This window comes from Mucilaginibacter sp. P4_A11 (assembly GCF_056402535.1).
This window is the reverse complement of the sequence record NZ_JBFUHE010000002.1, coordinates 325756-352497: the sequence shown is the minus strand read 5'-3', so window position 1 is coordinate 352497 and position 26742 is coordinate 325756. Positions and strand designations below refer to the sequence as shown.

The 26742-nt window shown below is 42.3% G+C and carries 26 protein-coding genes and 1 pseudogene; 7 read left to right on the top strand and 20 right to left on the bottom strand.

All coding sequences use genetic code 11. The features are described from left to right. Window positions 1-3: 3 nt before the first annotated feature. Window positions 4-1677 (bottom strand): helix-hairpin-helix domain-containing protein, encoded by a 1674-nt coding sequence (locus tag AC1DUD_RS05330; RefSeq protein ID WP_477372339.1) that lies wholly within the window; start codon window positions 1675-1677, stop codon window positions 4-6. A gap of 136 nt (window positions 1678-1813) precedes the next feature. Between AC1DUD_RS05330 and AC1DUD_RS05325 the strand changes: the two genes are divergently transcribed. Together AC1DUD_RS05325 and AC1DUD_RS05320 are read left to right on the top strand one after the other, a co-directional pair. Next, the gene (locus AC1DUD_RS05325; RefSeq protein WP_477372337.1) at window positions 1814-2188 is read left to right on the top strand and encodes a hypothetical protein; all 375 of its coding nucleotides are present in this window, start codon (window positions 1814-1816) and stop codon (window positions 2186-2188) included. Between the two features lie 14 nt (window positions 2189-2202). Further along, a complete protein-coding gene (locus tag AC1DUD_RS05320; RefSeq protein WP_477372335.1) occupies window positions 2203-2952 on the top strand; it encodes an ankyrin repeat domain-containing protein in 750 nt (249 codons plus the stop codon). A 215-nt stretch (window positions 2953-3167) separates the two neighbouring features. Here AC1DUD_RS05320 and sppA read toward each other — a convergent pair whose 3' ends face one another. Next, window positions 3168-4958 carry a signal peptide peptidase SppA gene (gene sppA / locus AC1DUD_RS05315; protein WP_477372333.1) on the bottom strand — a complete coding sequence of 597 codons (1791 nt, stop codon included), beginning with the start codon at window positions 4956-4958 and terminating at the stop codon, window positions 3168-3170. Between the two features lie 87 nt (window positions 4959-5045). On the opposite strand from sppA, the gene folK reads away from it, so the two are divergent. After that, complete coding sequence (folK, locus tag AC1DUD_RS05310) at window positions 5046-5534, top strand: 2-amino-4-hydroxy-6-hydroxymethyldihydropteridine diphosphokinase (protein WP_477372331.1); 489 nt, start codon at window positions 5046-5048, stop codon at window positions 5532-5534. A 16-nt stretch (window positions 5535-5550) separates the two neighbouring features. Further along, entirely contained in the window at window positions 5551-5928 is a 378-nt protein-coding gene (locus AC1DUD_RS05305) for an Hpt domain-containing protein (RefSeq protein ID WP_477372329.1), read from the top strand. 137 nt (window positions 5929-6065) lie between these two features. Here the strand turns inward: AC1DUD_RS05305 and purS are convergent, their stop codons facing one another. The 3 genes from purS to rho form a co-directional block, all read right to left on the bottom strand. Beyond that, window positions 6066-6323 (bottom strand): phosphoribosylformylglycinamidine synthase subunit PurS, encoded by a 258-nt coding sequence (gene purS, locus AC1DUD_RS05300; RefSeq protein WP_477372327.1) that lies wholly within the window; start codon window positions 6321-6323, stop codon window positions 6066-6068. Further along, the gene (gene pssA, locus AC1DUD_RS05295; RefSeq protein ID WP_477372325.1) at window positions 6304-7026 is read right to left on the bottom strand and encodes a CDP-diacylglycerol--serine O-phosphatidyltransferase; all 723 of its coding nucleotides are present in this window, start codon (window positions 7024-7026) and stop codon (window positions 6304-6306) included. The genes purS and pssA overlap by 20 nt, the downstream gene beginning before the upstream one ends. 89 nt (window positions 7027-7115) lie before the next feature. Next, on the bottom strand, window positions 7116-8747 hold the full coding sequence (rho, locus tag AC1DUD_RS05290) for a transcription termination factor Rho (RefSeq protein ID WP_477372323.1): 1632 nt from the start codon (window positions 8745-8747) through the stop codon (window positions 7116-7118). A gap of 366 nt (window positions 8748-9113) precedes the next feature. Here rho and pyrF point away from each other — a divergent pair, with 366 nt between their 5' ends. Continuing rightward, window positions 9114-9944 carry an orotidine-5'-phosphate decarboxylase gene (pyrF, locus tag AC1DUD_RS05285; protein WP_477373028.1) on the top strand — a complete coding sequence of 277 codons (831 nt, stop codon included), beginning with the start codon at window positions 9114-9116 and terminating at the stop codon, window positions 9942-9944. A 101-nt stretch (window positions 9945-10045) separates the two neighbouring features. Here the strand turns inward: pyrF and dnaJ are convergent, their stop codons facing one another. The 5 genes from dnaJ to AC1DUD_RS05260 form a co-directional block, all read right to left on the bottom strand. Continuing rightward, window positions 10046-11212, bottom strand: coding sequence for a molecular chaperone DnaJ (gene dnaJ / locus AC1DUD_RS05280; protein WP_477372321.1), 1167 nt, complete (start codon window positions 11210-11212; stop codon window positions 10046-10048). A gap of 158 nt (window positions 11213-11370) precedes the next feature. After that, a complete protein-coding gene (locus AC1DUD_RS05275; protein WP_477372319.1) occupies window positions 11371-11970 on the bottom strand; it encodes a nucleotide exchange factor GrpE in 600 nt (199 codons plus the stop codon). Between the two features lie 231 nt (window positions 11971-12201). Further along, on the bottom strand, window positions 12202-12882 hold the full coding sequence (locus AC1DUD_RS05270) for a cell division ATP-binding protein FtsE (RefSeq protein ID WP_090526556.1): 681 nt from the start codon (window positions 12880-12882) through the stop codon (window positions 12202-12204). Window positions 12883-12887: 5 nt separating this feature from the next. Beyond that, complete coding sequence (locus AC1DUD_RS05265; protein ID WP_121229732.1) at window positions 12888-13091, bottom strand: fructose-6-phosphate aldolase; 204 nt, start codon at window positions 13089-13091, stop codon at window positions 12888-12890. Between the two features lie 109 nt (window positions 13092-13200). Continuing rightward, window positions 13201-14226 carry an acyl-CoA reductase gene (locus AC1DUD_RS05260; RefSeq protein WP_477372316.1) on the bottom strand — a complete coding sequence of 342 codons (1026 nt, stop codon included), beginning with the start codon at window positions 14224-14226 and terminating at the stop codon, window positions 13201-13203. Between the two features lie 101 nt (window positions 14227-14327). On the opposite strand from AC1DUD_RS05260, the gene AC1DUD_RS05255 reads away from it, so the two are divergent. Both AC1DUD_RS05255 and AC1DUD_RS05250 read left to right on the top strand, forming a co-directional pair. Then, on the top strand, window positions 14328-14681 hold the full coding sequence (locus AC1DUD_RS05255; RefSeq protein ID WP_121229730.1) for a 4Fe-4S dicluster domain-containing protein: 354 nt from the start codon (window positions 14328-14330) through the stop codon (window positions 14679-14681). A 268-nt stretch (window positions 14682-14949) separates the two neighbouring features. Continuing rightward, window positions 14950-15711 carry a C40 family peptidase gene (locus tag AC1DUD_RS05250; RefSeq protein ID WP_477372314.1) on the top strand — a complete coding sequence of 254 codons (762 nt, stop codon included), beginning with the start codon at window positions 14950-14952 and terminating at the stop codon, window positions 15709-15711. A gap of 6 nt (window positions 15712-15717) precedes the next feature. Here the strand turns inward: AC1DUD_RS05250 and AC1DUD_RS05245 are convergent, their stop codons facing one another. The 10 genes and pseudogenes from AC1DUD_RS05245 to hisC form a co-directional block, all read right to left on the bottom strand. Beyond that, window positions 15718-16953, bottom strand: a complete 1236-nt coding sequence (locus AC1DUD_RS05245; protein ID WP_477372312.1) for a T9SS type A sorting domain-containing protein — start codon at window positions 16951-16953, stop codon at window positions 15718-15720. 71 nt (window positions 16954-17024) lie between these two features. Further along, window positions 17025-19076, bottom strand: a complete 2052-nt coding sequence (locus AC1DUD_RS05240) for a hypothetical protein (protein ID WP_477372310.1) — start codon at window positions 19074-19076, stop codon at window positions 17025-17027. Window positions 19077-19467: 391 nt separating this feature from the next. Beyond that, window positions 19468-20379, bottom strand: coding sequence for a WD40 repeat domain-containing protein (locus AC1DUD_RS05235; protein WP_477372308.1), 912 nt, complete (start codon window positions 20377-20379; stop codon window positions 19468-19470). A 36-nt stretch (window positions 20380-20415) separates the two neighbouring features. Beyond that, entirely contained in the window at window positions 20416-21306 is an 891-nt protein-coding gene (gene bla / locus AC1DUD_RS05230) for a class A beta-lactamase, subclass A2 (RefSeq protein ID WP_477372306.1), read from the bottom strand. A 109-nt stretch (window positions 21307-21415) separates the two neighbouring features. After that, window positions 21416-22009, bottom strand: a pseudogene (hisIE, locus tag AC1DUD_RS05225) (bifunctional phosphoribosyl-AMP cyclohydrolase/phosphoribosyl-ATP diphosphatase HisIE); the annotation flags it as partial. A 231-nt stretch (window positions 22010-22240) separates the two neighbouring features. Beyond that, a complete protein-coding gene (hisF, locus tag AC1DUD_RS05220; RefSeq protein ID WP_477372304.1) occupies window positions 22241-22996 on the bottom strand; it encodes an imidazole glycerol phosphate synthase subunit HisF in 756 nt (251 codons plus the stop codon). 114 nt (window positions 22997-23110) lie between these two features. Continuing rightward, window positions 23111-23860: a 1-(5-phosphoribosyl)-5-[(5-phosphoribosylamino)methylideneamino]imidazole-4-carboxamide isomerase gene (locus tag AC1DUD_RS05215; protein ID WP_330859129.1), complete on the bottom strand. Its 750-nt coding sequence runs from the start codon at window positions 23858-23860 to the stop codon at window positions 23111-23113. A 6-nt stretch (window positions 23861-23866) separates the two neighbouring features. Beyond that, entirely contained in the window at window positions 23867-24457 is a 591-nt protein-coding gene (gene hisH / locus AC1DUD_RS05210) for an imidazole glycerol phosphate synthase subunit HisH (RefSeq protein ID WP_477372302.1), read from the bottom strand. A 78-nt stretch (window positions 24458-24535) separates the two neighbouring features. Beyond that, on the bottom strand, window positions 24536-25678 hold the full coding sequence (hisB, locus tag AC1DUD_RS05205) for a bifunctional histidinol-phosphatase/imidazoleglycerol-phosphate dehydratase HisB (protein WP_477372300.1): 1143 nt from the start codon (window positions 25676-25678) through the stop codon (window positions 24536-24538). Beyond that, window positions 25675-26721 carry a histidinol-phosphate transaminase gene (gene hisC / locus AC1DUD_RS05200; protein WP_477372298.1) on the bottom strand — a complete coding sequence of 349 codons (1047 nt, stop codon included), beginning with the start codon at window positions 26719-26721 and terminating at the stop codon, window positions 25675-25677. Before hisC ends, hisB begins: the two co-directional genes overlap by 4 nt. Between the last annotated feature and the right edge of the window lie 21 nt (window positions 26722-26742).

The following is a 26742-nucleotide window of genomic DNA, read 5'->3' as shown; positions in this document are numbered from 1 at the left end:
CTCCTAACCTCTCTTTTTAGCAAACGTCTTCGTGATTTCTGCCAACGACATGGTATTCATGCACATTTCTTTATATAGGCCGCCTTTACGGGCTGCAAGGATGCCGTAGTGCATATCTGTAAAGCCTTCAATGCGGTGCGCATCTGGGTTTATGGAAAGCATCACGCCTTTGTCCAAAGCATATTGGTGCCAGCGCCAGTCAAGGTCGAGCCGTAAAGGGTTGGCGTTGATTTCGATAACCACGTTGTTGGCTGCGCAGGCATCTATCACTTTTTTACAGTTAATAGGATAACCGCTGCGGCTAAGCAAAAGCCTGCCGGTAGGGTGCCCCAATATAGTTGTATATGGGTTTTCGATGGCGGTAATGAGCCTTGAAGTTGCTTTCTCCTCGTCCATTTTAAGGATAGAGTGCACAGAAGCTACAATGAAATCAAATTTTTGCAGAATTTCTTCCGGGTAATCAAGGGAGCCATCATACAAAATATCCGATTCAATACCTTTAAAGATCTGGAAGCCGTCAAGTTTTTTATTCAGGGCGTCAATTTCTTCATGTTGTTGCAATACCCGCTCAATGCTCAGCCCTTTGGCATAAAATGCGCTCTTGCTATGGTCGCACATGCCAAGGTATTCCAGTTTTAGGATATCGCGGCAGTATAATGCCATCTCCTCAATGCTGTTTACCCCATCACTCCAGGTGCTGTGGTTATGGAGCGTGCCCTTTAGGTCGTGCCAGTTGATCAGGATTGGCAACTCGTTCTTTTCGGCTTTTTCAATAAATAAGGTGCCTTCACGCAATTCGGGCTGCATCCAGGCCAAACCTGCTTTGGTATAAATTAATTCCTCACTTTCCGGTTGTTCGATAGGTACGTTGATTCTGTCGAAAACGGCCTGTACATGGTCGTCGGTACCTGTATTAATGAATAGTTCTCTGTAATAATCGGCTTTATCAACGCAAACAATATCAACCAGCAAGCCATTTTGCAGCTCGCCCTGGATATGGTTTTTATTTTTAATTACGTTGCTGAGTATTTTGGAATTTGCCAATGCGTTATAAGCAACATCCTGGTTAAGGCTGCCTACCACGATCACAATTTCGGTAATGATCTCGTTCAAACGCCTGAATTCGCCCGCAAAATGTTTTAACGCATCGGGGAAAATAGCTTTCACCTCATCCATCAGCTCATTGGCTTCCTTTTCAACCTGGGCGAAAAGTAATTTACCATTGCTCGCCATCCTAAACTCGATAGCTTTGCGGATTTCCTCCTGTGTTTTAAGGCCAAAGCCTTTGGCCTCGATCAGGCGGTTTTCATTGCAGGCATAAAAAAGCTCACCGGTATTTTCAATGCCCAGCTCTTTCCAGATAATAGCCACCTTTTTAGGACCGATGCCTTTAATGCCCATCATTTCAACCACACCGGCGGGGGTTTTATCCAGGATTTCCTGCAGTTCGGCTATGGTACCGGTTTCAAGTAGTTCGGCAACTTTGCCGGCTATGCTTTTGCCTATACCATCAATCTTTTCCAGTTCATCCAGTTTTTTACCGGCGATAGGGAAGGGGAGCTTGTCAACCTTAAAAGCTGCATTAGCTACCGATTTGATCTTGAACGGATTAACCTCATGGAGTTCCATGAGTTGCGAGAGTAAACGAAGCGTACGGGCTATGGGTTTATTTTCCATAAATACAATGAGGCGGTAAAAATACAAAAAGCCATTGTAATGACAGCTTATACGGTGGGTTTGTTTTTATAAGAAGCTTTCTAATGAGATTTAAAGTATTAGTATATTCGATAAACCAAACATCTATTCACACTTCATGAAAAAAGTAATCATTTTATTGGGCTTTGCAATTTTACAGATAGGTGTAGCATTCGCGCAAGACGCCGTTTATAAGAATGATACCCTTGTTTATAAAAACATAAAAATATATCCTATGCAAAAGATACAACTGCTTTACGGCACGAAGCCAGATAAATCATTTGTTTTTGTTTGTAACAGTAAAAGAATGAATGATCCCCTTCCTGCAATTGTTTCAAAACAGAAAGGCGGGGTACTTAAAATAATAAAGGAGCACAGCAAATATTATGCAGTTGGCTATTTAAGCGATGCCCCTGCATATTTAAGTAAGGAAATTGTGATAGATATAGAAGGTGCTATTGATTTTAACGAGATCAAGATAGAGAATAAGTAATTTAATTTAAAGTCATGCCAAATTACACTGACATCCTTTACGCAGCCGAAACTCATGCTGTTGATGAGATCAAAGCGTATTTTAAAAAAGGGGGTAGCCCGAACGAAGTTCATGACGGGATGCCGGTTTTTACCATGATGGTTGAAATGTATGCCCGCGGCCCCCGGTTTAAAGATTGTGTGCAGTCATTTATTGATACGGGACTTGAGTACGAAGATAAGGCACTACTGGCTGTTTTAGCACATGACGAAGAGAAATTAAAGGAAGCAATAGTTGCAGATCCTTCCGTTGTTAAAAAAACTTATTCCTTATATAATAACACCTATACACCCTTAACCGGCGGTACATTAATGCATTTTTGTGCCGAATATAACAGCCTTGCCTGTGCCAAATTACTTTTGGAACGTGGAGCTGATGTAAATGCTCCGGCAGCGTATGATGAAAATGGTTTCGGCGGGCATACGCCTATTTTTCATACGGTGAACCAAAACGGAAATAGCTCTGTTGATATGCTTCATTTTCTATTACAAAACGGCGCCGATCTGTATATTACGGTTAATGGATTGATCTGGGGCAAGGGATATGAATGGGAAACTTTTGTACCTGCTGTAAACCCGATAAGTTATGCCATGATGGGCTCATTGCCACAATTTCATCGTAAAGAGCAAACAATTATGGATGTGGTAAGCCTGCTTATAAAACATGCTTACGGAATTGACTATGTACCGAAGAATGTGCCGAATGCTTATTTGAAGAGGGGGTAGGGGCATTGTATTTAAAAGATGTTTACCAGCTACCGTCATTGCGAGGTACGAAGCAATCGCGAACTATACAGGTGGATCTGCCAATAGGTGATTGCTTCGTACCTCGAAATGACGCTTTTTTATTTGTTTTAAAAAGCGGAAAGATCTTTCTTTAATAAAAAAAGCCACCCATTCGGGCAGCTTTTCACAATCAAAATTAATGTATTAATGAAATTTTATTTGATCACCAGGTCATAAGGCAAACGGGCCTGTGGGGTACGCATCATTTGGGTAATGCCTTTTATCTGCTGATAAACACGGTAATTTTCACCAAGCTCATTTTTCACAATGCGGGTTTGCACTTCGGCACTTAAGCCGCTGCCCACTTTGTTGAAAAAGCTTTTTTGCTCAGGGTAGTTTACAATGCTATAAGTTTTGATCTTGGCTTTTTTAGCCGCTGAAGTAATGGCATCATTTATATTTCCTAAACGGTCAACCAGGCCAATTTTCAGGGCTTGTTCACCAGTCCACACGCGGCCCTGGCCAATGCTGTTAATATAGGCTTGTGTTTTACCGCGGCCTTCGGCTACGGCTTTGGTAAACTCATCGTAGCCACGATTTACGCTGTTTTGTAATATCAGGCGTTCCTCCGGGCTCAGCGGACGGCTGATATCGCCCAGATCAGCATATTTGCCGGTTTTGACACCGTCAAAAGTTACACCCAGCTTATCGTTAAACAATTTTTGCATATTAGGCAATACGGCAAAGATACCGATAGAGCCGGTAATGGTATTGGGTTGCGCAATGATAGAATCTGCAGCGCAGGAAATATAATAACCGCCAGATGCAGCATAATCGCCCATTGAAACAATGATCGGTTTCTTTGCATGAATGAGCTTTACCTCGCGCCAGATCACATCTGAAGCCAGCGAACTACCTCCCGGAGAATTTACACGCAATACCACGGCTTTAACTTTATCGTCTAAACGGGCTTTGCGTAATGCTTTTGAGATAGTTTCTGAGCCAATGTTGTTGTCATCGCCATCGCCGCCGGTAATATCCCCCGATGCGTAAACAATGGCAATGCGGTTTTTTGATGATGACTCGTCGCCTTTATCATCCGAATCATCACTTTTACTTTTGGCGTAATCCCTTAGATCAACGCTTTTCAGATCGTCTTTTAAATCGGTACCGGTACGTCTTTTCAAATCGTCCAGGATCTCGTCTTTATATTTTAAACCATCAACAAGCTTTAATTTATAGGCATCTTCCGGGAACTGGACGCGCATATTATCGGCATATGTAAATAATGAGTCTTTATTAACACCGCGGCTTTTGCTGATGCCGGTTAAAAAATGATCATATAATGAACCCAAATAGGAGGTTACCTGTAGTTTATTGGCATCGCTCATTTTAGTAAGGAACAAAGGCTCAACCGCGCTTTTAAAGGTCCCAACTTTAATGATCTGTGCTTCAATACCTAATTTATCCAGCGCACCTTTCAGGAAAGTGGTTTGCGAACTGAAGCCGTGAAACTCAAAAATGCCTTTAGGGTTAATATAAACCTTATCGGCAACTGAAGCCAGGTAATAAAATCCCTGAGTATAAACTTCTGCGTAAGCTATGATAAATTTGCCTGATTTTTTAAAGTCGATAAGTGCATTGCGGATCTCTTCGGTAGTGGCCTGGCCGGCGCTCATATAACTTTCGTCAAGATAGATGCCTTTAATATTATCGTCGGTTTTGGCCTTTTTAATATCGGCGAGGATATCATTCAACCCGATTGATTTATCTTCACTCAATCCTAAAAAATCCAGACCGGCAAGTGGGTTATTGGGGCTGCGCTCTGTTATTTGATTTTTAAGCGACATGTATAAAATAGAGTTTGGGTTAACATCTACCGTTTTGTCACTGCCGGCTGATGCAATAAGGCCGATAACGAGAACGGCTCCTACAACACCTATTATTACCCCCGAAATTATTACCCCTACAATAGTGGCCAGAACGAATTTGAAGAATTGTTTCATTAATGTTATAAATCTTTTTAACTATGCAAACTTAGTAATAAGGTGCCGTATAATGCTAAGAGCGGTTTCCATTATATTTGTTACAACATGATTGATGTTTTTTTATTACTTGGGGGTAACCTCGGTACCCGCGAATTGTTTCTGCAACAGGCAATTGAATCTATTTCGGCCCAAATTGCCCCGGTTAAGCTTACGTCATCGGTTTATGAAACCCAATCGTGGGGAAAAACCGATGAACCCGACTATTTAAACCAGGTACTGATGCTGCAAACGGATCTTTCGGCGCAGGATGTTCTGGAGAAAATATTGGGTATTGAACTGCAAATGGGGCGTAAGCGGGAGATTAAATGGGGCTCGCGCATTATTGATATTGATATTTTGTTTTATGGCGATGCAGTGATCCATGATTTTAACCTGGTAGTACCTCACCCCGAATTATATAAACGCAGTTTTACGCTGATCCCTTTGGCCGAGATAGCGCCTGACCTTATTCATCCGGTATTTAAAAAAAATATTTTGCAGCTAAAGGATGAACTAAAGGACAACTTAATCGTAAAAAAGCATATTTTTGAATAAACACAAAGCTTTTATAATGGCAGATATTTCACCAGATCAGGATCTTGATCTTTCTTTTTTATACGAGATTGCTGATGGGAGCGACGATTTTATTGTCGACTCGATAGGGATGTTCCTTGAGCAATCGCCCGAATTACTTAATACTATCAGCAGCGCGTTAAATAACCAGGACTGGGCATTGGCCGCACAGGCTGCTCATAAATTAAAACCCAACCTTGGCTTTTTTGGTATGCCCATAAGCCAGGCTACTATACAGGAAGTTGAACTAGCCTGCAAAGCAGGTGGCGAAAATCCAACCGAAATATTTGAAAAATTTAACCAGGTAAACAGCATGGTATCAGCAAACCTGATCACCTTAAAAGAAATTAAGGCCGAGAAAGAAGCGAATTTGTAAGCTTAAAGCCGAAGGCTGAAAGCAGAAAGCTTTCCTTTCTGTTTGGAGGATATAAATAAGAAAGGCAACCCAAAAGGTTGCCTTCTTTTTATCTTGATGTTTTTGCTTTATAAGCTTTTGGCTTTAAGCCTTGAGCTTTAAGCTACTTCTTCTATTTTAAAAGTATAGCTTTCCATGATGAGGTTAGCCAATAGGTTTTTGCAGGCCTGGTCAACTTTGGCGCCGGCGGATTCCGCATTTTCGGCTTCTATTTCAAGCGTAATGTGTTTGCCAATGCGCACGTTATGAATTTCGGCTAAGCCAAGGTTTTTCATGCTACCGGTCACTGCTTTTCCTTGCGGGTCAAGTATTTCTCTTTTTGGCATTACGTCGATTTCAGCCTGGAACTTTGTCATTTGTGAGTTTTGTTTGAATTAGAGACAAGGTGATATAAATAAATATAACCACCGGAACGGCCACAAATTTAAAAAATAGTATGAGTATTGCCGAAAACAAGAGCAGTAAATAGCGGAAAATGTTTTTGTTAAAGTCGCGGTTCTTGAACTTAAGCGACATGAGCGGTATCTCGGATACAAGCAGCGAGCACATTATCAATACCAAAACAGTAAGGAAGTACGGGTTTAGTATATAATGGGCCAAAGCATCGTACTGTTGTACTATTAAAGGTAACGATGCTATCAGTATGGCGTTTGCGGGTGTAGGCAAACCTATAAAACTATCCGATTGTCGGGTGTCATTATTGAATTTAGCAAGCCTCAATGCCGAGAATACAGGCAGCAGGAACGCTACAAAGTTTAATATCCAGCTAACATTATTTATTTGGGGTGCCTGTAAAAACAGCTCGTACATAATAACCGAAGGCAGTACGCCAAAGCTTACCATATCGGCCAATGAGTCAAGATCTTTACCTATAAACGAGTAAGAATTTAATACCCTTGAAGCAAGGCCGTCGAAAAAGTCAAATATCGAGCTGAGAAAAATGGCATAGGCTGCCACTACCAGATTACCCTGGAAGGCGAAAACAATCCCTATACAACCGCTAAACAGGTTGGCACAGGTAATAGCATTAGGAAGGTGTTTTTTTACGCGTCTCTTCATTTCGCCATGAAGTTATCAGGAATTTATTAAGTAATAATGAAGTTACAAATAATATTCTACTTACCTATAACTTCATTATCGCTAAAATATTACGAATTCATCGAAATCAGAAATTCTTCGTTAGTTTTTGTACCCCTGATCTGACCTTGTAAAAACTCCATTGATTCCTGCGAATTCATATCAGCAAGGTGGTTACGAAGGATCCAGATACGCTGAAGTGTATCACGGTCAAGCAGTAAGTCGTCACGACGGGTACTTGAAGCTGTGATATCAATAGCCGGGAAGATGCGTTTGTTTGATAATTTACGATCCAGTTGCAGCTCCATGTTACCTGTACCTTTAAATTCTTCAAAAATAACTTCGTCCATTTTTGAACCGGTTTCGGTAAGCGCGGTAGCAATGATGGTTAATGAACCACCATCCTCAATGTTACGGGCTGCACCAAAGAAGCGTTTAGGTTTGTGAAGCGCGTTTGCATCAACACCACCTGATAATATTTTACCTGATGCAGGGGCAACAGTGTTATAAGCACGGGCTAAACGGGTGATTGAATCCAACAGGATCACTACGTCATGACCGCACTCAACCATACGTTTTGCTTTTTCAAGCACAATGTTGGCAATTTTTACGTGGCGCTCAGCTGGCTCATCAAAGGTTGATGAAACAACTTCGGCACGTACGCTGCGGGCCATATCGGTAACCTCCTCAGGACGCTCGTCAATTAGTAATATAATAAGGTATACTTCGGGATGGTTTTTTGCTATTGCATTAGCTACATCCTTCAATAACATGGTTTTACCTGTTTTTGGTTGCGCCACGATCAAACCACGCTGACCTTTACCAATTGGCGAAAACAGGTCCATGATGCGGGTTGAATAATTGTTCGGATCGGTGAACAGGCTCAATTTCTCAGAAGGGAACAGCGGTGTTAAGTGATCAAAAGGTACACGGTCACGCACTTCGGCAGGGATACGGCCGTTAATAGCCTCTACGCGCACCAGCGGAAAGTATTTTTCGCCTTCTTTTGGAGGACGGATGCTGCCTCTAACAGTATCACCTGTTTTAAGACCGAATAATTTTATTTGTGATTGTGATACGTAAATATCGTCGGGAGAAGTAAGGTAGTTATAATCAGATGAACGAAGGAAACCATAACCATCAGGCATAATTTCCAAAACACCTTCATTTACAATTACATTATCAAAGTCGAGATTGATTGGGATCTCCTGAGCTTTTTGCTGATTTTGGTTGCTGTTAACCCTACGCTCAAATTTTTGCGGGCGGGCTTCCGGAACAACTTCTTCTGTACGTGTCACTGTTTCGCCTGCCTGCGGAGCTTCTGTTTCTGCAGTTACAGCAGGAGCTTCAGTTTCCGGGTCTTCCTGTGATGGCTCATCATCCTGTGCATCAAACAGATTGGTATCGTCTAACGGAACTTCAACACGCGGCTTTGACGAATCTTTAGTTTTTATAACGCGGGCCCTTTTGCGGGGTTTTTCCGCGGTTTCGGCAGGTTCTTCACCTGGAGCGGGGGTGGGGGTATAGTTTGATTCAACAAGATTTTGTTGGGCCCTGGCGGCCTCAATAAGTTGTTGTTGTTCAATAATGCGGGCAACAAGCTGAGCTTTACGTAGTTCGTCGGCCTCAGCAATACCTAAATTTCTGGCAATTTCGCGCAACTCAGAAACGAGTTTGTCGGTCAATTCAATTTTATCAGACATGATATGAATTATAGTTCAATGGGATTTTTTAATTGTAATGTGTTTTCAAACGGTAAAAATTTCTATGCAAGTGTAAAGCTTTGAGCACATGTAAAAACATATGCGGCTATAATTGAAAGAAATTGATCCTGAAACCTTGTTTTTAGTAAACATCCAAACCCATGCAAGTATTATATGAAAGTGATAATAAAAAGCGTGGTGATTTAAATTGTTTCTTTAGTGCAAGAAAAATTCAATGGAAAACGATGCAAGTGTAAACAATTATTCTTTAATTTCAAATTAATTAAATAAATATCACCTATATCAGAACACATAAGCCAAATTTTTAGTTTTTTTGACAATTAAAATATTATTCAGCAGCTGATGATGTCTCGCCAGGAGTTAATTGAACAGATCAAAAAAAAGAAATCGTTTTTATGTGTTGGGCTTGATCCCGATATCAACAAGATCCCCGAATTTTTAAGATCATATCCCGATCCTATACTTGAATTCAACAAACGGATCATTGATGCTACGCAGGATCTCTGTATAGCCTATAAGCCTAATGCCGCTTTTTACGAGGCTTATGGAATAAAAGGACTGCAAAGCTTAATTGATACCTATAAATACCTGCCTAAAGATTGTTTGAGTATCATTGATGCAAAACGCGGCGATATCGGCAATACATCCGATAAATATGCCAAAGCATTTTTTGACGAGCAATCGGGCGGAATGAGCTTTGACGCTATCACCATTACACCTTATATGGGTAGCGACAGCGTTACGCCCTACCTTGCTTATGAAGGTAAATGGGTCATCATTTTAGCCCTTACGTCATCTGTCGGAAGCAAGGACTTTCAATACCTGCAAACCGGTGATGGCTATTTGTATGAAAATGTAATTAAAAAGGCCAATACCTGGGCCGGTGCCGATAGGATCATGTACGTCGTAGGTGCTACCAAAAGCACAGAGTTTACTAACATCCGCGCATATGCGCCCGACAATTTCTTACTGGTACCCGGAGTAGGTGCACAAGGTGGAAGCCTGGAAGAGGTTTGTAAGTACGGTATCACTAAAGATTGCGGCCTTATTGTAAACTCATCCCGCTCAATATTATATGCGAGTAACGGTGAAGATTTTGCTGATGCTGCCCGTGCCGAAGCGCTTAGCTTGCAGCAACAAATGCAGGTGGAACTGGAAAAAGCCGGGGTGATATAATGCAAGTTCAAGCGTCCGTGTTTGAACTTGTTGCAAAACTAAAAAGCCCGAAGTTGTTAAAACTCCGGGCTTTTGTATGCTTTATGCTTTCACCTCAAAGACTACTCAAAATATTCCTTCATTCGTTCAAAGAAACTTTTCTCGTTTTTGCCCGGATTGGGTTTAAAGTTGGGAGAGCTTTGTAGTTTTTCCAGGATCTCACGCTCTTCGCGGCTCAGGGCCTTTGGTGTCCATATGTTAATGTGGATCAATTGGTCGCCGCGGTGATATGAGTTTACTTCTGGTAAGCCTTTAGCTTTCAGGCGCAGGATCTTGCCACCTTGTGTTCCTGGATCAATTTTTATCTTGGCTTTGCCATCAATAGTGGGTACTTCAACAGATGTACCTAAAGTAGCATCAACAAAGTTTACATGCAGGTCGTAGATCACATTGTTACCATCACGTTTAAGTGTTTCGTGAGGTACTTCCTCAATCAGGATGATTAGATCTCCGGGAACACCGCCCCGTGGGGCCGCGTTACCTTTGCCGCTCATGCTCAACTGCATACCTTCACTAACGCCGGCAGGTACTTGTATAGTGATCAGTTCTTCACCGCGAACAACGCCATCACCATGACAAACGGTACATTTTGACAGTATGGTTGAACCTTCACCATTACAGGTAGGGCAGGTGCTGGTAGTTTGCATCTGGCCCAAAATAGTATTGGTTACCCTGCGCACAGCTCCGGAGCCACCGCAGGTTTTACAGGTTTGGAATGATGATTTATCTTTTGCACCGCTGCCGTCGCAGGTTTTACAGATGATCTGTTTGTTAACCTTGATTTTCTTTTCGGCACCGTTGGCAATTTCTTCAAGGGTTAAACGCACTTTAATGCGCAGGTTGCTGCCGCGGGCTACACGCCTGCCGCCTCCACCGCCTTGACGACCACCGCCAAAGAAACCTTCAAACGGACTGCCGCCGCCAAAAATATCGCCAAACTGGCTGAATATGTCGTCCATATTCATACCACCGCCACCGCCATAACCGCCGCCATTTGGTGATGACGCGTTGGCAGCGTGACCAAACTGGTCATACCGCTGACGTTTTTCAGGAGTGCTCAATACTTCGTAAGCTTCGGCAGCTTCCTTGAATTTTTCTTCAGCTTCTTTATCGCCCTGGTTTTTATCAGGGTGATATTTAATAGCCATTTTACGATATGCTTTTTTTATGTCATCAGCACTTGCACCTTTTGCAACTCCAAGCACATCGTAATAATCTCTCTTAGCCATGTTTAATGTTGAATTATTGAATTAGTGAGTTAGTGATTTAAAAATTACCAACCCGTATTCTGATATTTTATTTATTTAGTAAAGCATTAAAAGAAGAACTGAATTCGGCAAACAAGCATCAATCACTAATTCGCTAATTCAATAATTCACTAATTAATTTACGCTCCAACTACCACTTTGGCAAAACGAACCACTTTGTCGTTCAGGGTGTATCCTTTTTCCATTTCATCCATTACCTTGCCTTTAAGGTTATCTGTAGGCGCCGGAATGTTGGTAATGGCCTCATGCAGGTCAGCATCAAAGGCATCGCCGATTGATGTCATTTCTTTCAGGCCTTTCTGCCCCAATATATTTTTTAGCTTGTTTTGAATCAAGGTAACACCTTCTTTAACTGGAGCAACCTCGGTAGCCTTCTCCATAGCACGTTGCGCGCGTTCAAAGTCATCAAGTACAGGTAATAAAGCCACAATCACATCTTTACCTTCAGTTTTGCGCGCTTCCTCACGTTCTTTAATAGTACGTCTCCTGAAGTTATCAAATTCGGCATATAAACGCAAGTACTTATCATTAGCCTGTGCCAGTTCGTCTTTCAGCTTTTCTTCTGCAGTAGGAGCAGCGGTTTCCTGGGTTTCTGTAGCTGTATCTTCTGCTACAGGGGCTTGATCCTGCCCTTCATTATGCGTTTGATCGTTGTTCACTTCGTTTATATTATTCGTATTTTCTGTCTTCTTTTTCTTCAACATATCGTTAAATTTCATAGCGAGTAGTGCCAATCAAGTATCTTGCCATAGCCGCAAAACGGTCAAGCTGTCAGTGGCATGAAGCAATTTTAAGAAATGGTGACATAATGCACCGCTGATTTGGCGGGTTGGACTTTTAAAAGCGTCATTGCGAGGTACGAAGCAATCCCCTATAGGCAGAGTAGCTAAGCAAGTTGCCCTGTACAGTTTGCGATTGCTTCGTACCTCGCAATGACGGTAAAATAATTTTTATATCTCCACATCTTCCAAAACCTTACCATTTTCGCATTTGATAATGCGCGATGGGAAAGCACGGATAATGTGATAATCGTGAGTAGCTACCAATACGGCTGTGCCCGATTGACTGATCTGTTTAAGGAGCAAAACAATTTCTTCGGATGTTTCGGGATCGAGGTTGCCCGTAGGCTCATCGGCGAGGATTATTTCAGGGTCATTAAGCAGGGCACGTGCAATAACCACGCGCTGCTGTTCGCCGCCTGAAAGCTCATGCGGCATTTTCTTTAATTTTGAACGCAGACCAACTTTTTCAAGCACGTCAAGCGCTTTGTCAGCGATCAGCTTTTTATCGTTCCAACCGGTGGCACGCATCACAAAATTTAGGTTTTGCTCAATGGTGCGGTCGGTAAGTAACTGAAAATCCTGGAAAACTATACCCAATTTACGGCGCAGATAGGGAATGTCGCGGCTGGGTAGCTTGCTCAACTCATAGCCGCAGGCATGGCCTGTGCCGGCTTTAATTCCTAAATCGCCATAAATTACTTTTAGCAGGCTACTTTTGCCTGATCCTGTCTGGCCTATAAGCCACACAAAATCGCCTTTATCAACATGTAAATTTACGTTTGAAAGTACCAGGTGCGCCTGTTGAAAAATATCAACGTTGTTTAGTTTTATTATAGAATTTCCAATCATCGTTTTTATAGCTCTAATTTTAAGATCTGCCCAAAAGGAAGGTCTTTGATAATATTCATGATGTGTTCGGCCTTATCACCTAATCCAACTTTATCCAGCGATTTCTCCGGCCTGTCGACCCTGAAATAAGCCAGCAGCGTAAACTTATCATCGCGCAGCTGTACATAATCGGGTATTTTGGCAACGCCTTTAACTTTTATGATATACATTTTGTTAGCTCAAGGCTCAAAGCAAAAAGCTTAAAGCAATTTATATTTTTACAGGCGCTTTCGGCTTTAAGCCTTCTGCTTTTAGCTCACTCCCAAAGGTATTATTTATTTAAAGACTTGACAAAAATTCCATCGTATCCACACCGTCGGCATAATCCCATAATTTTGGTTGCTGGCTTTGGCCAAAACCTACTACCTGGTTTTTTACTTGTAAGGGCAATGTACTTACTATACACTGGATGTTTTCAGCGTTCTGACTGATGATGTTTTCAGCTTCTGTCATGTCGCGGTAGTAGTTAAAGAATAAAGCTGACAGTGGGGATGTCAGCCTGTCATCTTCCTTAACCATTAAAAAGCCATTATCTAAATGCTTATCACGGTTAACGAGGTATATGGACTTATTATAATCGTAATTGTTATTGTATTTGTGATGATTGATGATGGCTTTATGATCTTCTATCGATTCAAAAAAGAAAGTAAAGTCATAACCTTCCGGTACCAGTACTTTGGACACATTACGGCAACCAAGTCCATAATAATCAAATATATCATGGCCTAAATTGAATAAATCTCCGGCAGTTTCCTTGCCGCTTAAAACAGCAATGCTGTTACGGTTTTTACGGATGATATTGGGCACCTTGCCAAAGTAATAATCAAAATAGCGTGAGCTGTTGTTGCTGCCGGTGGCTATGATGGCGTCAAAGCCTTGCAGCCTGTCAACAAAGCTAAAGCTGCCGGCAAAATCAGCATCAATAGTTACCAGCTTTTCCAGTACAGCTTTGATAAGCCTGGCATCCTGCGACGAAGCTTTGATTAGTGCTTTGTTGCCTGAAGCAATCACGGAAAGAACATCGTGAAAACCTACCAGCGGGATATTGCCGGCCAGGATTAGTCCAACGTTTTTTGCAGGCTTGCCTGTTTCAAGGTCATATTTTAAAAGCCAGGTGCTTAGGTCGGCTTCGTTGAGCATATTACCTATGGCTGTTACTGCCTCCGAAACACTTGCCGGCGTGAACCAGGCATTGTGATATTGTTCATTTTCGATAAGGGCGCTTAGCGATGCATCGGGCGATAGCATTTGCCTGCCCAGCTCCGAAAATGAATTTATTGATTTTTTTATATTAATTTTTGACATATATATGGTAGGGGATTAAACCCTTAAAGCCTTTTTTTGTTATATTTGTGCGCTTGCAATTTGCAGGCAAAGTTAATTGAGATTATTAGATATTTAGAAATATGGCGATTAAAATCACCGACGAATGCATAAACTGCGGGGCCTGCGAACCGGAATGCCCTAATAATGCTATTTATGATGCAGGAGCGGCCTGGCGTTTTAGCGACGGGACGGGCCTGAAAGGGGTAATTGATTTTGGCGATGGTAATACCCTGAATGCTGAAGAAACACAAGCTGCATTATCTGACGATATATATTATATAGTGCCTGATAAGTGTACCGAATGTGTAGGTTTTCATGATGAGCCTCAGTGTGCTGCAGTTTGCCCGGTTGATTGTTGTGTTGATGACGAAGATATCCGCGAAAGCGAAGAAGAACTGCTTGCCAAAAAGGACTGGCTGCACATGAACGAATAAAAACTTATTTTTAAATGATATTAAAAAGGGATATGCGGTGCATATCCCTTTTTATTTAGCAATAGATTTGAGGTAGCGACAAAGTAAAGTTCTTGAGTTTAAGGTATCTCAGGTTTGATTGAAAAGTCTAAAAATATTTGTATTATCGTGTAGGTTTTATCCCCAGGGTTACAGATACCAATTATAAATTAACATCATATTAAATTGCTAACCGTGTGTTTTTTAAAATACGCGTAGAATTTTTGTTTATTTGACATTTGCAGAAACTATGGAGTACGGGATATGTAACCTGTCCGTAATCCCGCTTAGGGCCGAACCTAACGAGCGGAGCGAACAGGTGTCGCAATTATTATTTGGCGAAGCGTTTGAAATTACCGAGTGGCAAAACAACTGGGTTAAGATCATTGCTGAAAGTGACGGATATGTGGGATGGATAGGTCGCCTGCAATTTGCTATGCTTGGTCATATGGCGTATAAAAATATTAAGAACCATCCACCTAAGCTTACCTACCACGCCGTTACCCAGGCCTGGAAAATTGGTGATAACAGTGTTGTTTATCTACCAGCTGGCAGTTCGCTTGCTTTTTTAGAAGGAACTTCATGCCGTGTTGGTAACGAACGTTTTGAGATAATCGGGAAAGTTGGCGAGCCTGAGGATATCGCGGCAACTGCTAAATCATTCCTCAATTCCCCATATTTGTGGGGTGGCCGCACGCATTTTGGTATCGATTGCTCCGGTTTTACACAAATAGTTTATAAGCTTAAAGGCCTTAAACTTAAACGTGATGCCAGTATGCAGGTAAAAGAAGGTAATAAAGTTAATTCCATAAGAGATGCCAGGCTGGGCGATCTGGCTTTTTTTGATAATGCCGAAGGCCGGGTAACGCATGTGGGTATTATGCTCAATAATGAGCACATCATCCACGCATCCGGTAAAGTTAAAATTGATACCATCAATGAGGATGGTATATACTCGCTTGAACAAAAAAAGCATACTCATAATCTATGTGGCATCAGGCGCTTTTTTTGATTATCCTTATTGCTTGATAAATTTCTTAAACCCTACAACGGTGTTGTCTTTGCTGTTAACTACCTGCATGATATAAGTACCCGGAACAAATGCAGCTACATTATTTTGCCAGTTAGACTGCGATGATGTAGCTGTGGCTATAACCTTACCCTCGCTGTTGGTGATATTGATTTTGTATTTTACTGTACTGCTATTGCCTATTAACATTTCGGCGTGAATTATATCAGTAGCCGGGTTGGGGTACAGGCTTATGATACTGCTTATAGTATTTTGCGGTTTATTGGCAAACATCACAGGTGCAATTTTAGAGTAAATGGCATCACCATTTAAGTCAATTTGTTTTAAGCGATATTGGTTAAGGCCAGGCGCCGGTGTTTTATCATTAAGCGAATAGTTTTTTGCCCCGCTTGAGTTAAGCGTGCCTATAAGATCAAATGTTTTACCGTTGTTGGTGCTTCTTTCAACAACATATGTTGTATAGTTAGCCTCGTTTTCGGTAAGCCAGGTAATTTGAGCTTCGTCTGTTACCTTCTTAGCGTCGAAGTTGAGCAAATGTACCATGAGGGCCTGATTTTGGCGCATCACAAGTTGGAACCTCCCGGTGCCGAAAGTGTTAGTATTACTTTTATCTATGGTAAAGTTATAATCAGTATAAGCTTTAATATTCACCGAATCTTTGGTGAAATTATCCTTAAGCCATACTTCATAAATAGCAGGCAGATCTTTAACACCGGCTAATTTGATTTTATATTGACCTGATGTTGTGGCATCTGCAAAAAGAGGGATTATTTCCTGTTTTTTTCCGGGTAAGGGACGGTGATGGATACTTGTTTTTACGCTGTCGCTGGTTAAGGCCGAAAAACTTTCCAAAGCGCCGTTCCCGCCAAGGTCTTCGGCATCTTTATCTTTACTAAAGGCGGCCGTTGCCCATTTGTCAAATACAAGTGCGATACCATCAAAATTTGCTGCGTCTTTTTCAAGTAAAAGATGCATAACGGGGCTTGGTTGAGCCGCCGTCTCGGTTATATCAGAGGCCGCAATTGGCGAGTTTGCACTGCTCATGATTGCTTTGTTGCCCGTGCTCAGTGCTTGTGCAATAGGTGTTTTAGTTTGCGGCAGGCTGAATACCCCCGCAAGTGTAGTTGAAGAAGGCTGGTTGGTTACCTTGGCCGATTCTCTGAATGTTAAAGCCTGGCTGCTGCCATTTGCAATAACAAAAAATCCCTGACCGCTTGCAATCATATTACTTGCCGCGCCGCCAATTACGCTTTGTACACCAGGGTTAACGGTAATGGTGGTATCATTAACAGAAGTTATCTGCCCTGCATATTGCTGGTAGCTCTCAAAATTTTAGTTGTTACATTGTAAACCCATATGAAGGTTAAGGGGGGCACGTTTGATGACGTGGTTGTATAAATTTGAGCCTTTTGCCCTGAAATATAGATAGACGATTTTTGATCGGCAGTGCTGCCGGATGTGCCTTTACGGTTAAATTTTTCGAAATTTATAGTGGCAGGATAAGGGTTGCCTACCAGGTTATAACCCTGAAGAGTGTTAACGGCGGGGTTTGAATATTGCAAGGTCGATGCGCCGTTGTACCAATTTGCCACGGTAACATTTCCCTGGTTTAATGTTCCGGTTTCGGTCATTGTTGTAGGCTGCGGAACATAAGTAGTAAATATGGCGTTGTTTATAGAACCTGCCGCGGTACGRTCGCCACGGAAAAAGAATAAAAAGCCGTTGCCTATGCCGATAGAACGGGTGCCGGTTTCACCATCAAAAGAGTATGGAGAAGTCAAACTGTTAACCCCCCTGTAATAGCCGGATGTAAAAGAGCTTTGGTTAGCGGCCTGGCTTTCTTTAAAAAAGTAAATGGAAGGGTTATTAGCCCCCGGCGAAACATCAAAGCCGCCTGCGGCCAATGTTGTGCCCGTAACAAATGTGTTGTTTTTAAGATATGCCAACGTGAAAACCGGAGTTGAAGTGCCTGTATTAACGGTTGAGGTTAACAAACGGTATCCCCTGTATTTTGTTGCCCCGCCGTTAATGTAGCGTTGCACGTTCACATTGCCGGTAATAGCGGTACCGCTGGGAATACTTGCAACAGTTGCTGAACCGGTAGCATCCGAGTTTAATGTAAGTACTCCGCCTGCTGCCAATGTAGCTGTGCCTCCCATTGTAAGTATCCCTGCAGAGGAAACTGCAAATTTCCCTGAGCCTGAAGCTGACATTGTTTTTGTTCCGCTGCCTTGTACAAAAACATTTTTAAACAATACACCGTTGCCCGCATCTGATCCGGCATCGCTTAGTGACTGAGCTGCCCCCTTAAAGATAACGTTAGGGTTGTTGGTTACCGCATCAACCTTGCCCGATGTTGACGCCGAGTTCCAGTCACCGTAAACGGTTAGATCGCCTGAGTTTATGGTTTTTGTGCCGGTTGCTGAAAATTTTATATTTTGATAGGCGGTAGGGCTGATATCGAGCTGGCTGGTACTTTCGGTATATACGGTTTGGCTGCTGCCTGCGTATTCAACCGTGCAGGTTCCCGACCCGCCTCCGTTGTTATAAAAGTCTATCGATCCCGCATTACTTGTTGATTTAATAGGGGTAACATTAGTTAACACCAAACGGGGGGTAAGCGTTGAACCTGAAGGTACATCTACAGTGAACGTAGCAGTTGAGGATGAAAGCAGCGAAATATTTAATATTCCTCCCGAAGCCGCAGACGTGTTGGTGTAAATTTGCCCGCTAATGGTTGTTGTACCTCCGCGCAGATAGAATGCGGAATTGTTTGTTTGCAAAAGAGTTACAAACAAAACAACCACCGAATTGGAGGTTCCATAAACACTCAGATCTCCGTTTATTTGCAATGAGCTAACATTTGACACCACTGTTACCTGGTTTACAGTAATGGCGCCTACACTTAAAAAGGTGGTACTGCCAACCTGCATTGAGCCGCATGTTATGGATCCTGTACCGGTAAGTGTTGTTGTAATTGTTCCTCCAAGCCCAAGCAATGATAACGCAGGAGGGTTTTGTAAAATCGCTCCGCTTACTGATAAGGTGCCGTTTACTGTTAACGTTATCGATGATGTTATGGTACCGAAAGTAATTGATGCGCATGACGTGCTGGCACTGCTGGTACTGGTGGTTATCGTTGGCGCATTGGTAAATGATACTACGCCAATTTGCAGAATGTCAGTTGAGGTAGGGGATGTTCTGCTTGGGCTCCAGTTTGTGGGAGTATCCCAGGCTGTACTGCTGCCTCCTTTCCAGTCATAAGTGGTTGCCGCATAGGTACTGTTTGTTAACAGGCCTATGGTGAATAAGAATGTAATAATAAAGATGATAAGTTTTGGCCTCATAACTATACTTATTCATACTATTTTTTATATTCTTAAAAGCTATGATTGAAATTTAGGTTGCTTTTATGAACTCGAGTATTGAGTGTGTAATTACGAGTATTTGACTATAAATGTTGTTTTGTTTTTTGCAATGAATAAAATGAATAAACAAAATAGGAATGAATAGACTGAAGTTGCCAGTATATTAAAACAGTGGATTTTGTGTTAAAAATACACCGTTTAATATTATTTTTTTGGGCGCTTGTTTGGAAAGAAGCTTATGATATTACCAAATAAAACCTCCTGTACTGCTTTAACAGAAATGGAAAGGTACAGACAGGGGAAGAGTATAATTTGACTGCGTGTTGCCGTTAAACAGGCAAGTAAGGTAGATTTCCTGGAAATGCAATTATCAGCTAAATTTGATCTCCCAGGAAATGATCTTTTTATCGTCACTTACTGAAAGGAGTTGATCGGCAGCACCCCAAGCCAATTTATTGATAGAGAGTACATGGCCTGGGTAGCCTTTTTCCCTGCTGATGTTTTTGTAAAGCTTAAAATCATCAGATCCCCAGATCTTGATGCTTTTATCCATACTGGCAGTAGCAAAATAGGGCAGGGTAGGGTGAAACACAATATGATTTACCGCAAACAAGTGTGCCGGGATATTTTTTGTTTCGTGATAGGTATTCGCATCCCAGATCTTTACCTGCGCATCGCGTGAGCCAGAGGCAAGATAATTTCCATCCAGACTGTAGGCAAGCGAAAAAATAGCCATAGTATGGCCGTGAAGCGCTTTAATGATGGTATAATCTTCCAGGTCGTAAATGGCGATATGATTATCGCGGCAACCGAAAGCCACCTGTTTTTGATCGGGCGAAACAGCGATGCAGCGTACGGTATCCTTCGATACGGTTATGCTATGTACCATCTCCAACGTTTTAAGGCTCCATACCGATACCGTGCCATCTTCAGAAGCGGTCAGTAATTCATCTTTTTTAACCGACGATTTGATGTCAAAAATGGCCTTGCGGTGATGTCTTAACGGTTTAAGTAATTTCTGCTGAATGAAATCAAATACCAGAACCTCACCGCTGCGTAAGCCGGCAAACATTAGCGGGTATCCCTCCGGACAATGAATGGCGTAAATAGATGCATTAACCGGAAACATCACCTTAATGAACGAAAAATCCTTCAGGCTCCACTCAACCAAGCCCTTATCATTCCCACCGGTAAACAAGATCCCTGGCTTTTGCGATAGCTCAAGCGTGAAGATCGGGTTGGTATGGCCTGTAAGTTCGGCGGTTTTTTGTACGGTGATCATTTTTGTTATTAATTAAGTTAACCCGTTGCAGGTTTGTTATTTCACCGCGCTGTCAAATGCCGCTTTAGCGATCCTGGCTATAACTGATTCACGTATCGGTAAATCAACTGGTGTATCGCTTACAAATATAGCTATTGCCAAATGTTTGCCATTGGGTAAGGTTATAATGCCAATGTCATTAGTGGCGGCAGTGATGCCTTCATCATTGGTACCCGATCGCCCGGTTTTATGGTAAACAATTGTACCGGCTGGAAGCAGTCCTTTGATCTGGCTGGGCCCGGTTGATGTTTCCTGCATGATCTGCCAAAGGTAGGCGTGGCTTGCTGCTGAAAGGAAGTTTAGTTTAAATGAGATATCAAGCAAATGGGTAAGATCTGTTACTTGGGCCCAGTTAGTGTATTGAATTGGCCAGGCCTGGGCCATCTGAAATTCGGTGGCCTTAAAAGCAATGTTTTTTACTCCCAGGCTATGAATGTAGTCGTTTACTTTATTGATACCGCCGAGTGTCTTTATTAGTACATCACAGGCGATATTATCACTTAATGACACCATATAGCTTAGTAATTCCCTTATGGAAATATCAACGTCAGCCGCAGGGTTTTTATCCTTCAGCGGACTGTAAGTGTCATAATAATCACTTTTGTCTATATGGATGAGCTGATCAAGTTTAAAATGACCTTTATCAATTTCATGCAAAACGGTAATTGCGATGCTGAATTTCATCACGCTTTGCATAGGCAGATGAGCATGCCCATTCAATGATAATGTATCGCGGGTTTCAAGGTTTAATATCGAAACTCCAACGGTGCCTTTGGCATCTTTAGCAATTTCAGCTATCTGAGCTCTCAGCTTCCCGCTTTGCGCATTACTTGTGGTAATGCCAAATAAGAAGAATAAAAGGTGTAGCAGAAAAATGCTTCGTAACATCTCGACTGTTTTTTGTACGGTGATTGCTTTTAGTTCATGGGGTTTGGTTCATAGTTCATAATAGAATGGAACTAAAAAAATAGCCATGATCTATGAACCATGAACAAAATTACTTATGCCTCGATTCTAAGTTTTTAGCAATCGTTTCCAATGTCAAACCTTTTTCGCGAAGCAGAACCAGTAAATGGAAAACAAGGTCTGATGATTCATTGATCAGGTCGGTTTCAGTTTCGGCAAGGGCTGCTATTACCGTTTCAACGCCTTCTTCACCAACTTTCTGGGCTATTTTATTGAGGCCTTTATTGCGAAGCTTGTTCACGTACGATCCTTCTACTGGATTTGTATACCTGTCGGCAATGATGTTTTCCAGCTCCAGTATAAAGTTTTGATTAAATTCGGTATTGAAGCAGCTGCGTGAGCCTGTATGACAGGTAGGGCCATCGGCTTTAACCTTAATAAGCAGGGTATCGTTATCGCAGTCAATGCTGATGTTTTTTACATGCAGAAAGTTGCTGCTGGTTTCGCCTTTGGTCCACAGGCGGTTTTTTGAGCGGGAATAAAAAGTAACGATATTTTCCTGTACGGTTTTATCGTAAGCTTCCTGGTTCATGTAACCGAGCATCAAAACCTCAAGGGTTTGCTCGTCCTGTATAATTACGGGGACAAGTCCGCCGGTTTTTTCAAAATCTATGTTCATTTTTCTTTTCCTATTTTCCTCGTTGCCGTGTCCTCACGGCAACTGTGTGGATATTGTCGAATCTTTGCTCTTGTCACCAATAGCTATCGGCACGGCTCGCCTGTGTTGAGCAACTTGTTGTTGATGATAACACCAACGACGACGAGGGATTTATGCACCTGTTATAATACACCTGTTGCTGAAACCCCTCCCTACACCCTCCCAAGGGAGGGAATTGCACAAGCCGCCGCTTTTATCTCAGATCCTTACCTCAATCTTATTATCTTGTAATATTCGTTTCAAATCCGGTATCAATATTTCACCATAATGAAATACCGAAGCCGCCAGTGCTGCATCTACATTGGTTTTTTCAAAAACATCAACAAAGTGCGCTACCTTGCCGGCACCGCCTGAAGCTATCACCGGGATGTGCACAGCATCATTAACAGTTTTAAGCAAGCCATTATCAAAGCCTCCTTTGGTACCATCATGATCCATGGAGGTAAGCAGGATCTCACCTGCGCCACGGCTTTCGGCTTCCAATATCCATTCCAATGTTTGACGTTCTGTTGGCAGTCTGCCGCCGTTCAGGTGTACCACATTTTTATCACCAATACTGCGGGTATCAACTGCTATCACCACAAACTGAACACCGAAAGCGGCAGCCAGTTCATCTATCAGCTTAGGGTTACGCACCGCAGCCGAATTGATGGAAATTTTATCCGCTCCCGCATTTAGTAAGGCGTCAGCATCAGCAATTTCATTGATCCCGCCGCCAATGGTGAAAGGGATATTGATTTGCCTTGCAACAGCTTTTACCAGTTCAACCATGGTTTTACGGCGTTCAACGGTTGCGGTAATATCCAGGAAAACGAGTTCATCGGCTCCCTGGTTGGAATAGTTCCAGGCCAGTTCAACTGGGTCACCGGCATCGCGAAGGTCTACAAAGTTTACACCTTTAACAGTACGCCCGTCTTTAACATCTAAACAAGGGATAATTCTTTTAGCAAGCATGGGGCTATTTAATACATCCGTCATTGCGAGGTACGAAGCAATCGCGAACTATACAGGGCGGACCTGCCAGTAGGGGATTGCTTCGTACCTCGCAATGACGTTTTTAATACATTTTTATATAGATATCAGCGCGTCCAGATTCCAATGTTTCACATCTTCAATAGTGATGTGACCCTCGTATATTGCTTTACCAACCACTACCGATTCAACTTTTAAGCGGTTAAGTTTTTCGATATCGCCCATAGAGCTTACACCGCCCGAAGCTATCAGTTTAATAAAAGGTGAATGATCAAGCAGTTTTTCGTATAGTTCGATACCGGCACCGCCAAGCTTACCGTCTTTGTTGATATCAGTGCACAGGAAACGGAAGAAACCTAAGGCAAGGCATTTATCAACATAATCCATCAGTTTGATGGGCGAGCTTTCCATCCATCCGGAGTATTTGATCACTTCGTCAAGCACGTCGATGGCTACAACAACCTGGTCAGAACATTTGTCTTTTCCGCAAATCTCTTTGCTTAAATCTGGCAGAAAATCAGGGTTAGTAAGGGCTTGTGTGCCAACAATTACGCGGTGAACGCCTGCATCTATCAGTTCTTTTACTTTTTCGATACTGCGGATACCACCGCCGTATTGCACCTTCATGTCGGTTTTGCGGATCACATCAAACAGGTATTGCTGATTGCTGAAATCGTTTTTTGCACCGTTAAGGTCAATAATGTGGATGAAGTTGGTGCCGTTGCTTTGGTAGCGCTCAATCATTTCTTCAAGGGTAACATCATATTCAGTTACCTGTGCGTAGTCGCCTTCGCGAAGGCGGACTACCTTCTTGTTCAAAATGTCAATGGCAGGAATAATGTACATATCCTTTTATATTTTTGAGAAATTAGTTAACAATGTTTCGCCAAACTCGCCCGATTTTTCGGGGTGGAATTGTACGCCATAAAAATTATTAAGCCAAATTGATGCCGAAAATTCATTTCCGTAGTTGGAGGCCAATAAAGTGTATGCTTTATCATACTCAATAAAGTATGAATGTACAAAGTAAAAGTGTGAACCTGACGGTATATTTTCAAATAGCGGGTTTTCTTTTTCGGGGTAAACCCTGTTCCAGCCAGTGTGCGGAACTTTGTAGTCGGCGCTATCTTTAAACCTTAAAGTTTTAACCGGTATGATATCCAGTAAGTTAGAATCGCCCTCTTCTGAGTAGGAAGTAAGCAACTGCATTCCCACGCAAATACCCAGCGTAGGTTTTTTTAACGCTTTGATAGCCGGCACAAGCCCGGTAGCCTTAAGCTTATTCATGGCCGCACCCGCATGGCCAACACCAGGGATGATATAGCGGTCGTACTTATCAAAATCTTCCTCGCTGTTGATAAAGCCATAGGGGATACCTAAGCGCTCTAAAGCGGCGGTAAGGGAAAATATGTTTCCAGCTCCGTATAGTATAATGCCTATCATTTTTCTAAGATTAAAGATATCTGGAGTCAAGAGCCAAGAAAAAATCTTGCTTCTTGATTTCTTGTCTTTTGCTTCTGCCTAAAGCAGCCCCTTCGTGCTTGGTAAAACCATCTTATCTACATCACGTTTTACGGCCACTTTTATTGCCTTGGCAAAGGCTTTAAATATAGCTTCAATTTTGTGGTGTTCGTTCTGTCCCTCGGCTTTTATGTTCAAATTGCTTTTTGAAGCATCGCTGAACGATTTAAAGAAGTGGTAGAACATTTCTGTTGGTACATCACCCACTTTTTCGCGTTTGAAATCGGCGTCCCAAACTATCCAGTTACGGCCGCCAAAATCAATAGCAGCTTGCGCCAGACAATCATCCATCGGCAGACAGAAGCCGTAACGCTCAATGCCCATTTTATTGCCTAAAGCAGCTGCAAATACCTCGCCTAAGGCTATGCCGGTATCTTCAATGGTGTGATGCTCGTCGATATGCAGATCCCCTTTGGCGGTAATCTCCAGGTCGATGCTACCGTGACGGGCAATTTGATCCAACATGTGATCAAAAAAATGCAGACCGGTTGAGATCTTGGCGTCGCCCTTACCATCAAGATTTATTTTGATATAAATATCGGTTTCTTTGGTAGCACGACGGTGTTCAAATACCCGCTGACCGAGTTTTAAAAACTCATATATCTTTTGCCAGTCGGTAGTTTCCAAAGCGATCACATCATCAATATGATCAGCTTCGCTAAATTCGTTGCCGCCTAAATTGCTGTTATTGTTAAGCCAAATTGCTTTTGCTCCCAGGTTTTTAGCGAGCAACACGTCGTTTTTACGATCGCCGATGGTAAATGAGTTTTTCAGGTCGTATTTCTCCGAATCCTGGTATTGCGTAAGTAACGCAGTGCCTGGTTTGCGGGTAGGCGCATTGTCGCGGGCAAAAGTACGGTCGATGATTTGGTTGGCAAATTTTACGCCTTCGCCTTCAAAGGTTTGAAGGATGAAATTGTGTACAGGCCAAAATGTATCTTCAGGATAAACAGAGGTACCTAAGCCATCCTGGTTTGTAACCATCACCAGTTCAAAATCGAGTTCTTTGGCTATTTTAGGCAAATAGGTTAACGCGCCAGGATAAAACGAAAGCTTGGCGAATGAGTCTATCTGCTCGTCGGGTGTTTCGTTGATCAGCGTGCCGTCGCGGTCTACAAATAATATTTTCTGTAAATTGCTCATTTATAATTCTGTAAGGTTTGCAGTAAGGTGGTATTTTCGTTGGGAGTGCCAACGGTTATGCGGAGACAGCCCTCACATAGTTCAACTTTTGAACGGYTACGCACGATGATACCCTGTTTCACCAGGAAATCGTAAATGCCATTAGCGTTAGTGGTTTTTACAAGAATGAAGTTGGCATCAGATGGATAGATATCGACCACAAAATCAAATTCTTTCAGTTGTAAAACCAGCCTGTCGCGTTGCGCAAGGGTTTCTTTGATCCAATCATTAACCTGGCTAACGTTTGCCAAAGCTGTCAGTGCCAGTTGCTGCGATGATCCGTTAACATTATAAGGTGGCTTTACTTTATTCATCACCTCAATGATCTCTTCGCTGGCAAAGGCCATGCCCACACGTAAACCAGCCAAACCCCAGGCTTTTGATAAGGTTTGCATTACCACCAGATTGGCGCATTCGGTAAGCTCCTGGATAAATGATTTTTGCCTGCTGAAATTGATATAAGCCTCGTCAACCACTACAATACCGTTAAAGTTGGTCAGCAAAGTTTGAATATCATCGCGGTTGATGGAATTACCTGTTGGGTTATTTGGCGAGCAAATAAAGATAAGCTTGGTGTTTTTGTCGATAGCCTCAGCAATACCTTCTAAATTAAGCTGGTAGTCTTCGGTTAAATTTACCTTGCGGGCTTCAATATCGTTAATGTTGGCCGATACCTCATACATGCCATAGGTTGGCGGCACCAGGATCACATTATCAACACCTGGATTGCAAAAACTGCGGAACAGGATATCGATAGCTTCGTCACTGCCGTTACCCACAAAAATATTACGTGGCGGTACGCCTTTAATTTCGGTGATACGTTTTTTTAAGTCGTACTGTAAAGGATCAGGGTAACGGTTAAACTGCTGATCTAAAGGGGAGCCAAAGGCATTTTCATTGGCATCAAGGAAAACGCTTGCTTCGCCCTGGTACTCATCACGTGCCGATGAATAGGGCACAAGTCGTTTTATATTTTCTCTAAGGATATTATTTATGTCGAACATTTTTTAATCTTTTTTACACCC

What these genes read in the sequence shown, in the direction of transcription:
- AC1DUD_RS05330 (WP_477372339.1), bottom strand. Translation starts at nt 1,677, where the DNA reads ATGGAAAATAAACCCATAGCCCGTACGCTTCGTTTACTCTCGCAACTC.
- AC1DUD_RS05325 (WP_477372337.1), top strand. Translation starts at nt 1,814, where the DNA reads ATGAAAAAAGTAATCATTTTATTGGGCTTTGCAATTTTACAGATAGGT.
- AC1DUD_RS05320 (WP_477372335.1), top strand. Translation starts at nt 2,203, where the DNA reads ATGCCAAATTACACTGACATCCTTTACGCAGCCGAAACTCATGCTGTT.
- sppA (WP_477372333.1), bottom strand. Translation starts at nt 4,958, where the DNA reads ATGAAACAATTCTTCAAATTCGTTCTGGCCACTATTGTAGGGGTAATA.
- folK (WP_477372331.1), top strand. Translation starts at nt 5,046, where the DNA reads ATGATTGATGTTTTTTTATTACTTGGGGGTAACCTCGGTACCCGCGAA.
- AC1DUD_RS05305 (WP_477372329.1), top strand. Translation starts at nt 5,551, where the DNA reads ATGGCAGATATTTCACCAGATCAGGATCTTGATCTTTCTTTTTTATAC.
- purS (WP_477372327.1), bottom strand. Translation starts at nt 6,323, where the DNA reads ATGACAAAGTTCCAGGCTGAAATCGACGTAATGCCAAAAAGAGAAATA.
- pssA (WP_477372325.1), bottom strand. Translation starts at nt 7,026, where the DNA reads ATGAAGAGACGCGTAAAAAAACACCTTCCTAATGCTATTACCTGTGCC.
- rho (WP_477372323.1), bottom strand. Translation starts at nt 8,747, where the DNA reads ATGTCTGATAAAATTGAATTGACCGACAAACTCGTTTCTGAGTTGCGC.
- pyrF (WP_477373028.1), top strand. Translation starts at nt 9,114, where the DNA reads ATGTCTCGCCAGGAGTTAATTGAACAGATCAAAAAAAAGAAATCGTTT.
- dnaJ (WP_477372321.1), bottom strand. Translation starts at nt 11,212, where the DNA reads ATGGCTAAGAGAGATTATTACGATGTGCTTGGAGTTGCAAAAGGTGCA.
- AC1DUD_RS05275 (WP_477372319.1), bottom strand. Translation starts at nt 11,970, where the DNA reads ATGAAATTTAACGATATGTTGAAGAAAAAGAAGACAGAAAATACGAAT.
- AC1DUD_RS05270 (WP_090526556.1), bottom strand. Translation starts at nt 12,882, where the DNA reads ATGATTGGAAATTCTATAATAAAACTAAACAACGTTGATATTTTTCAA.
- AC1DUD_RS05265 (WP_121229732.1), bottom strand. Translation starts at nt 13,091, where the DNA reads ATGTATATCATAAAAGTTAAAGGCGTTGCCAAAATACCCGATTATGTA.
- AC1DUD_RS05260 (WP_477372316.1), bottom strand. Translation starts at nt 14,226, where the DNA reads ATGTCAAAAATTAATATAAAAAAATCAATAAATTCATTTTCGGAGCTG.
- AC1DUD_RS05255 (WP_121229730.1), top strand. Translation starts at nt 14,328, where the DNA reads ATGGCGATTAAAATCACCGACGAATGCATAAACTGCGGGGCCTGCGAA.
- AC1DUD_RS05250 (WP_477372314.1), top strand. Translation starts at nt 14,950, where the DNA reads ATGGAGTACGGGATATGTAACCTGTCCGTAATCCCGCTTAGGGCCGAA.
- AC1DUD_RS05245 (WP_477372312.1), bottom strand. Translation starts at nt 16,953, where the DNA reads ATGATTGCAAGCGGTCAGGGATTTTTTGTTATTGCAAATGGCAGCAGC.
- AC1DUD_RS05235 (WP_477372308.1), bottom strand. Translation starts at nt 20,379, where the DNA reads ATGATCACCGTACAAAAAACCGCCGAACTTACAGGCCATACCAACCCG.
- bla (WP_477372306.1), bottom strand. Translation starts at nt 21,306, where the DNA reads ATGTTACGAAGCATTTTTCTGCTACACCTTTTATTCTTCTTATTTGGC.
- hisF (WP_477372304.1), bottom strand. Translation starts at nt 22,996, where the DNA reads ATGCTTGCTAAAAGAATTATCCCTTGTTTAGATGTTAAAGACGGGCGT.
- AC1DUD_RS05215 (WP_330859129.1), bottom strand. Translation starts at nt 23,860, where the DNA reads ATGTACATTATTCCTGCCATTGACATTTTGAACAAGAAGGTAGTCCGC.
- hisH (WP_477372302.1), bottom strand. Translation starts at nt 24,457, where the DNA reads ATGATAGGCATTATACTATACGGAGCTGGAAACATATTTTCCCTTACC.
- hisB (WP_477372300.1), bottom strand. Translation starts at nt 25,678, where the DNA reads ATGAGCAATTTACAGAAAATATTATTTGTAGACCGCGACGGCACGCTG.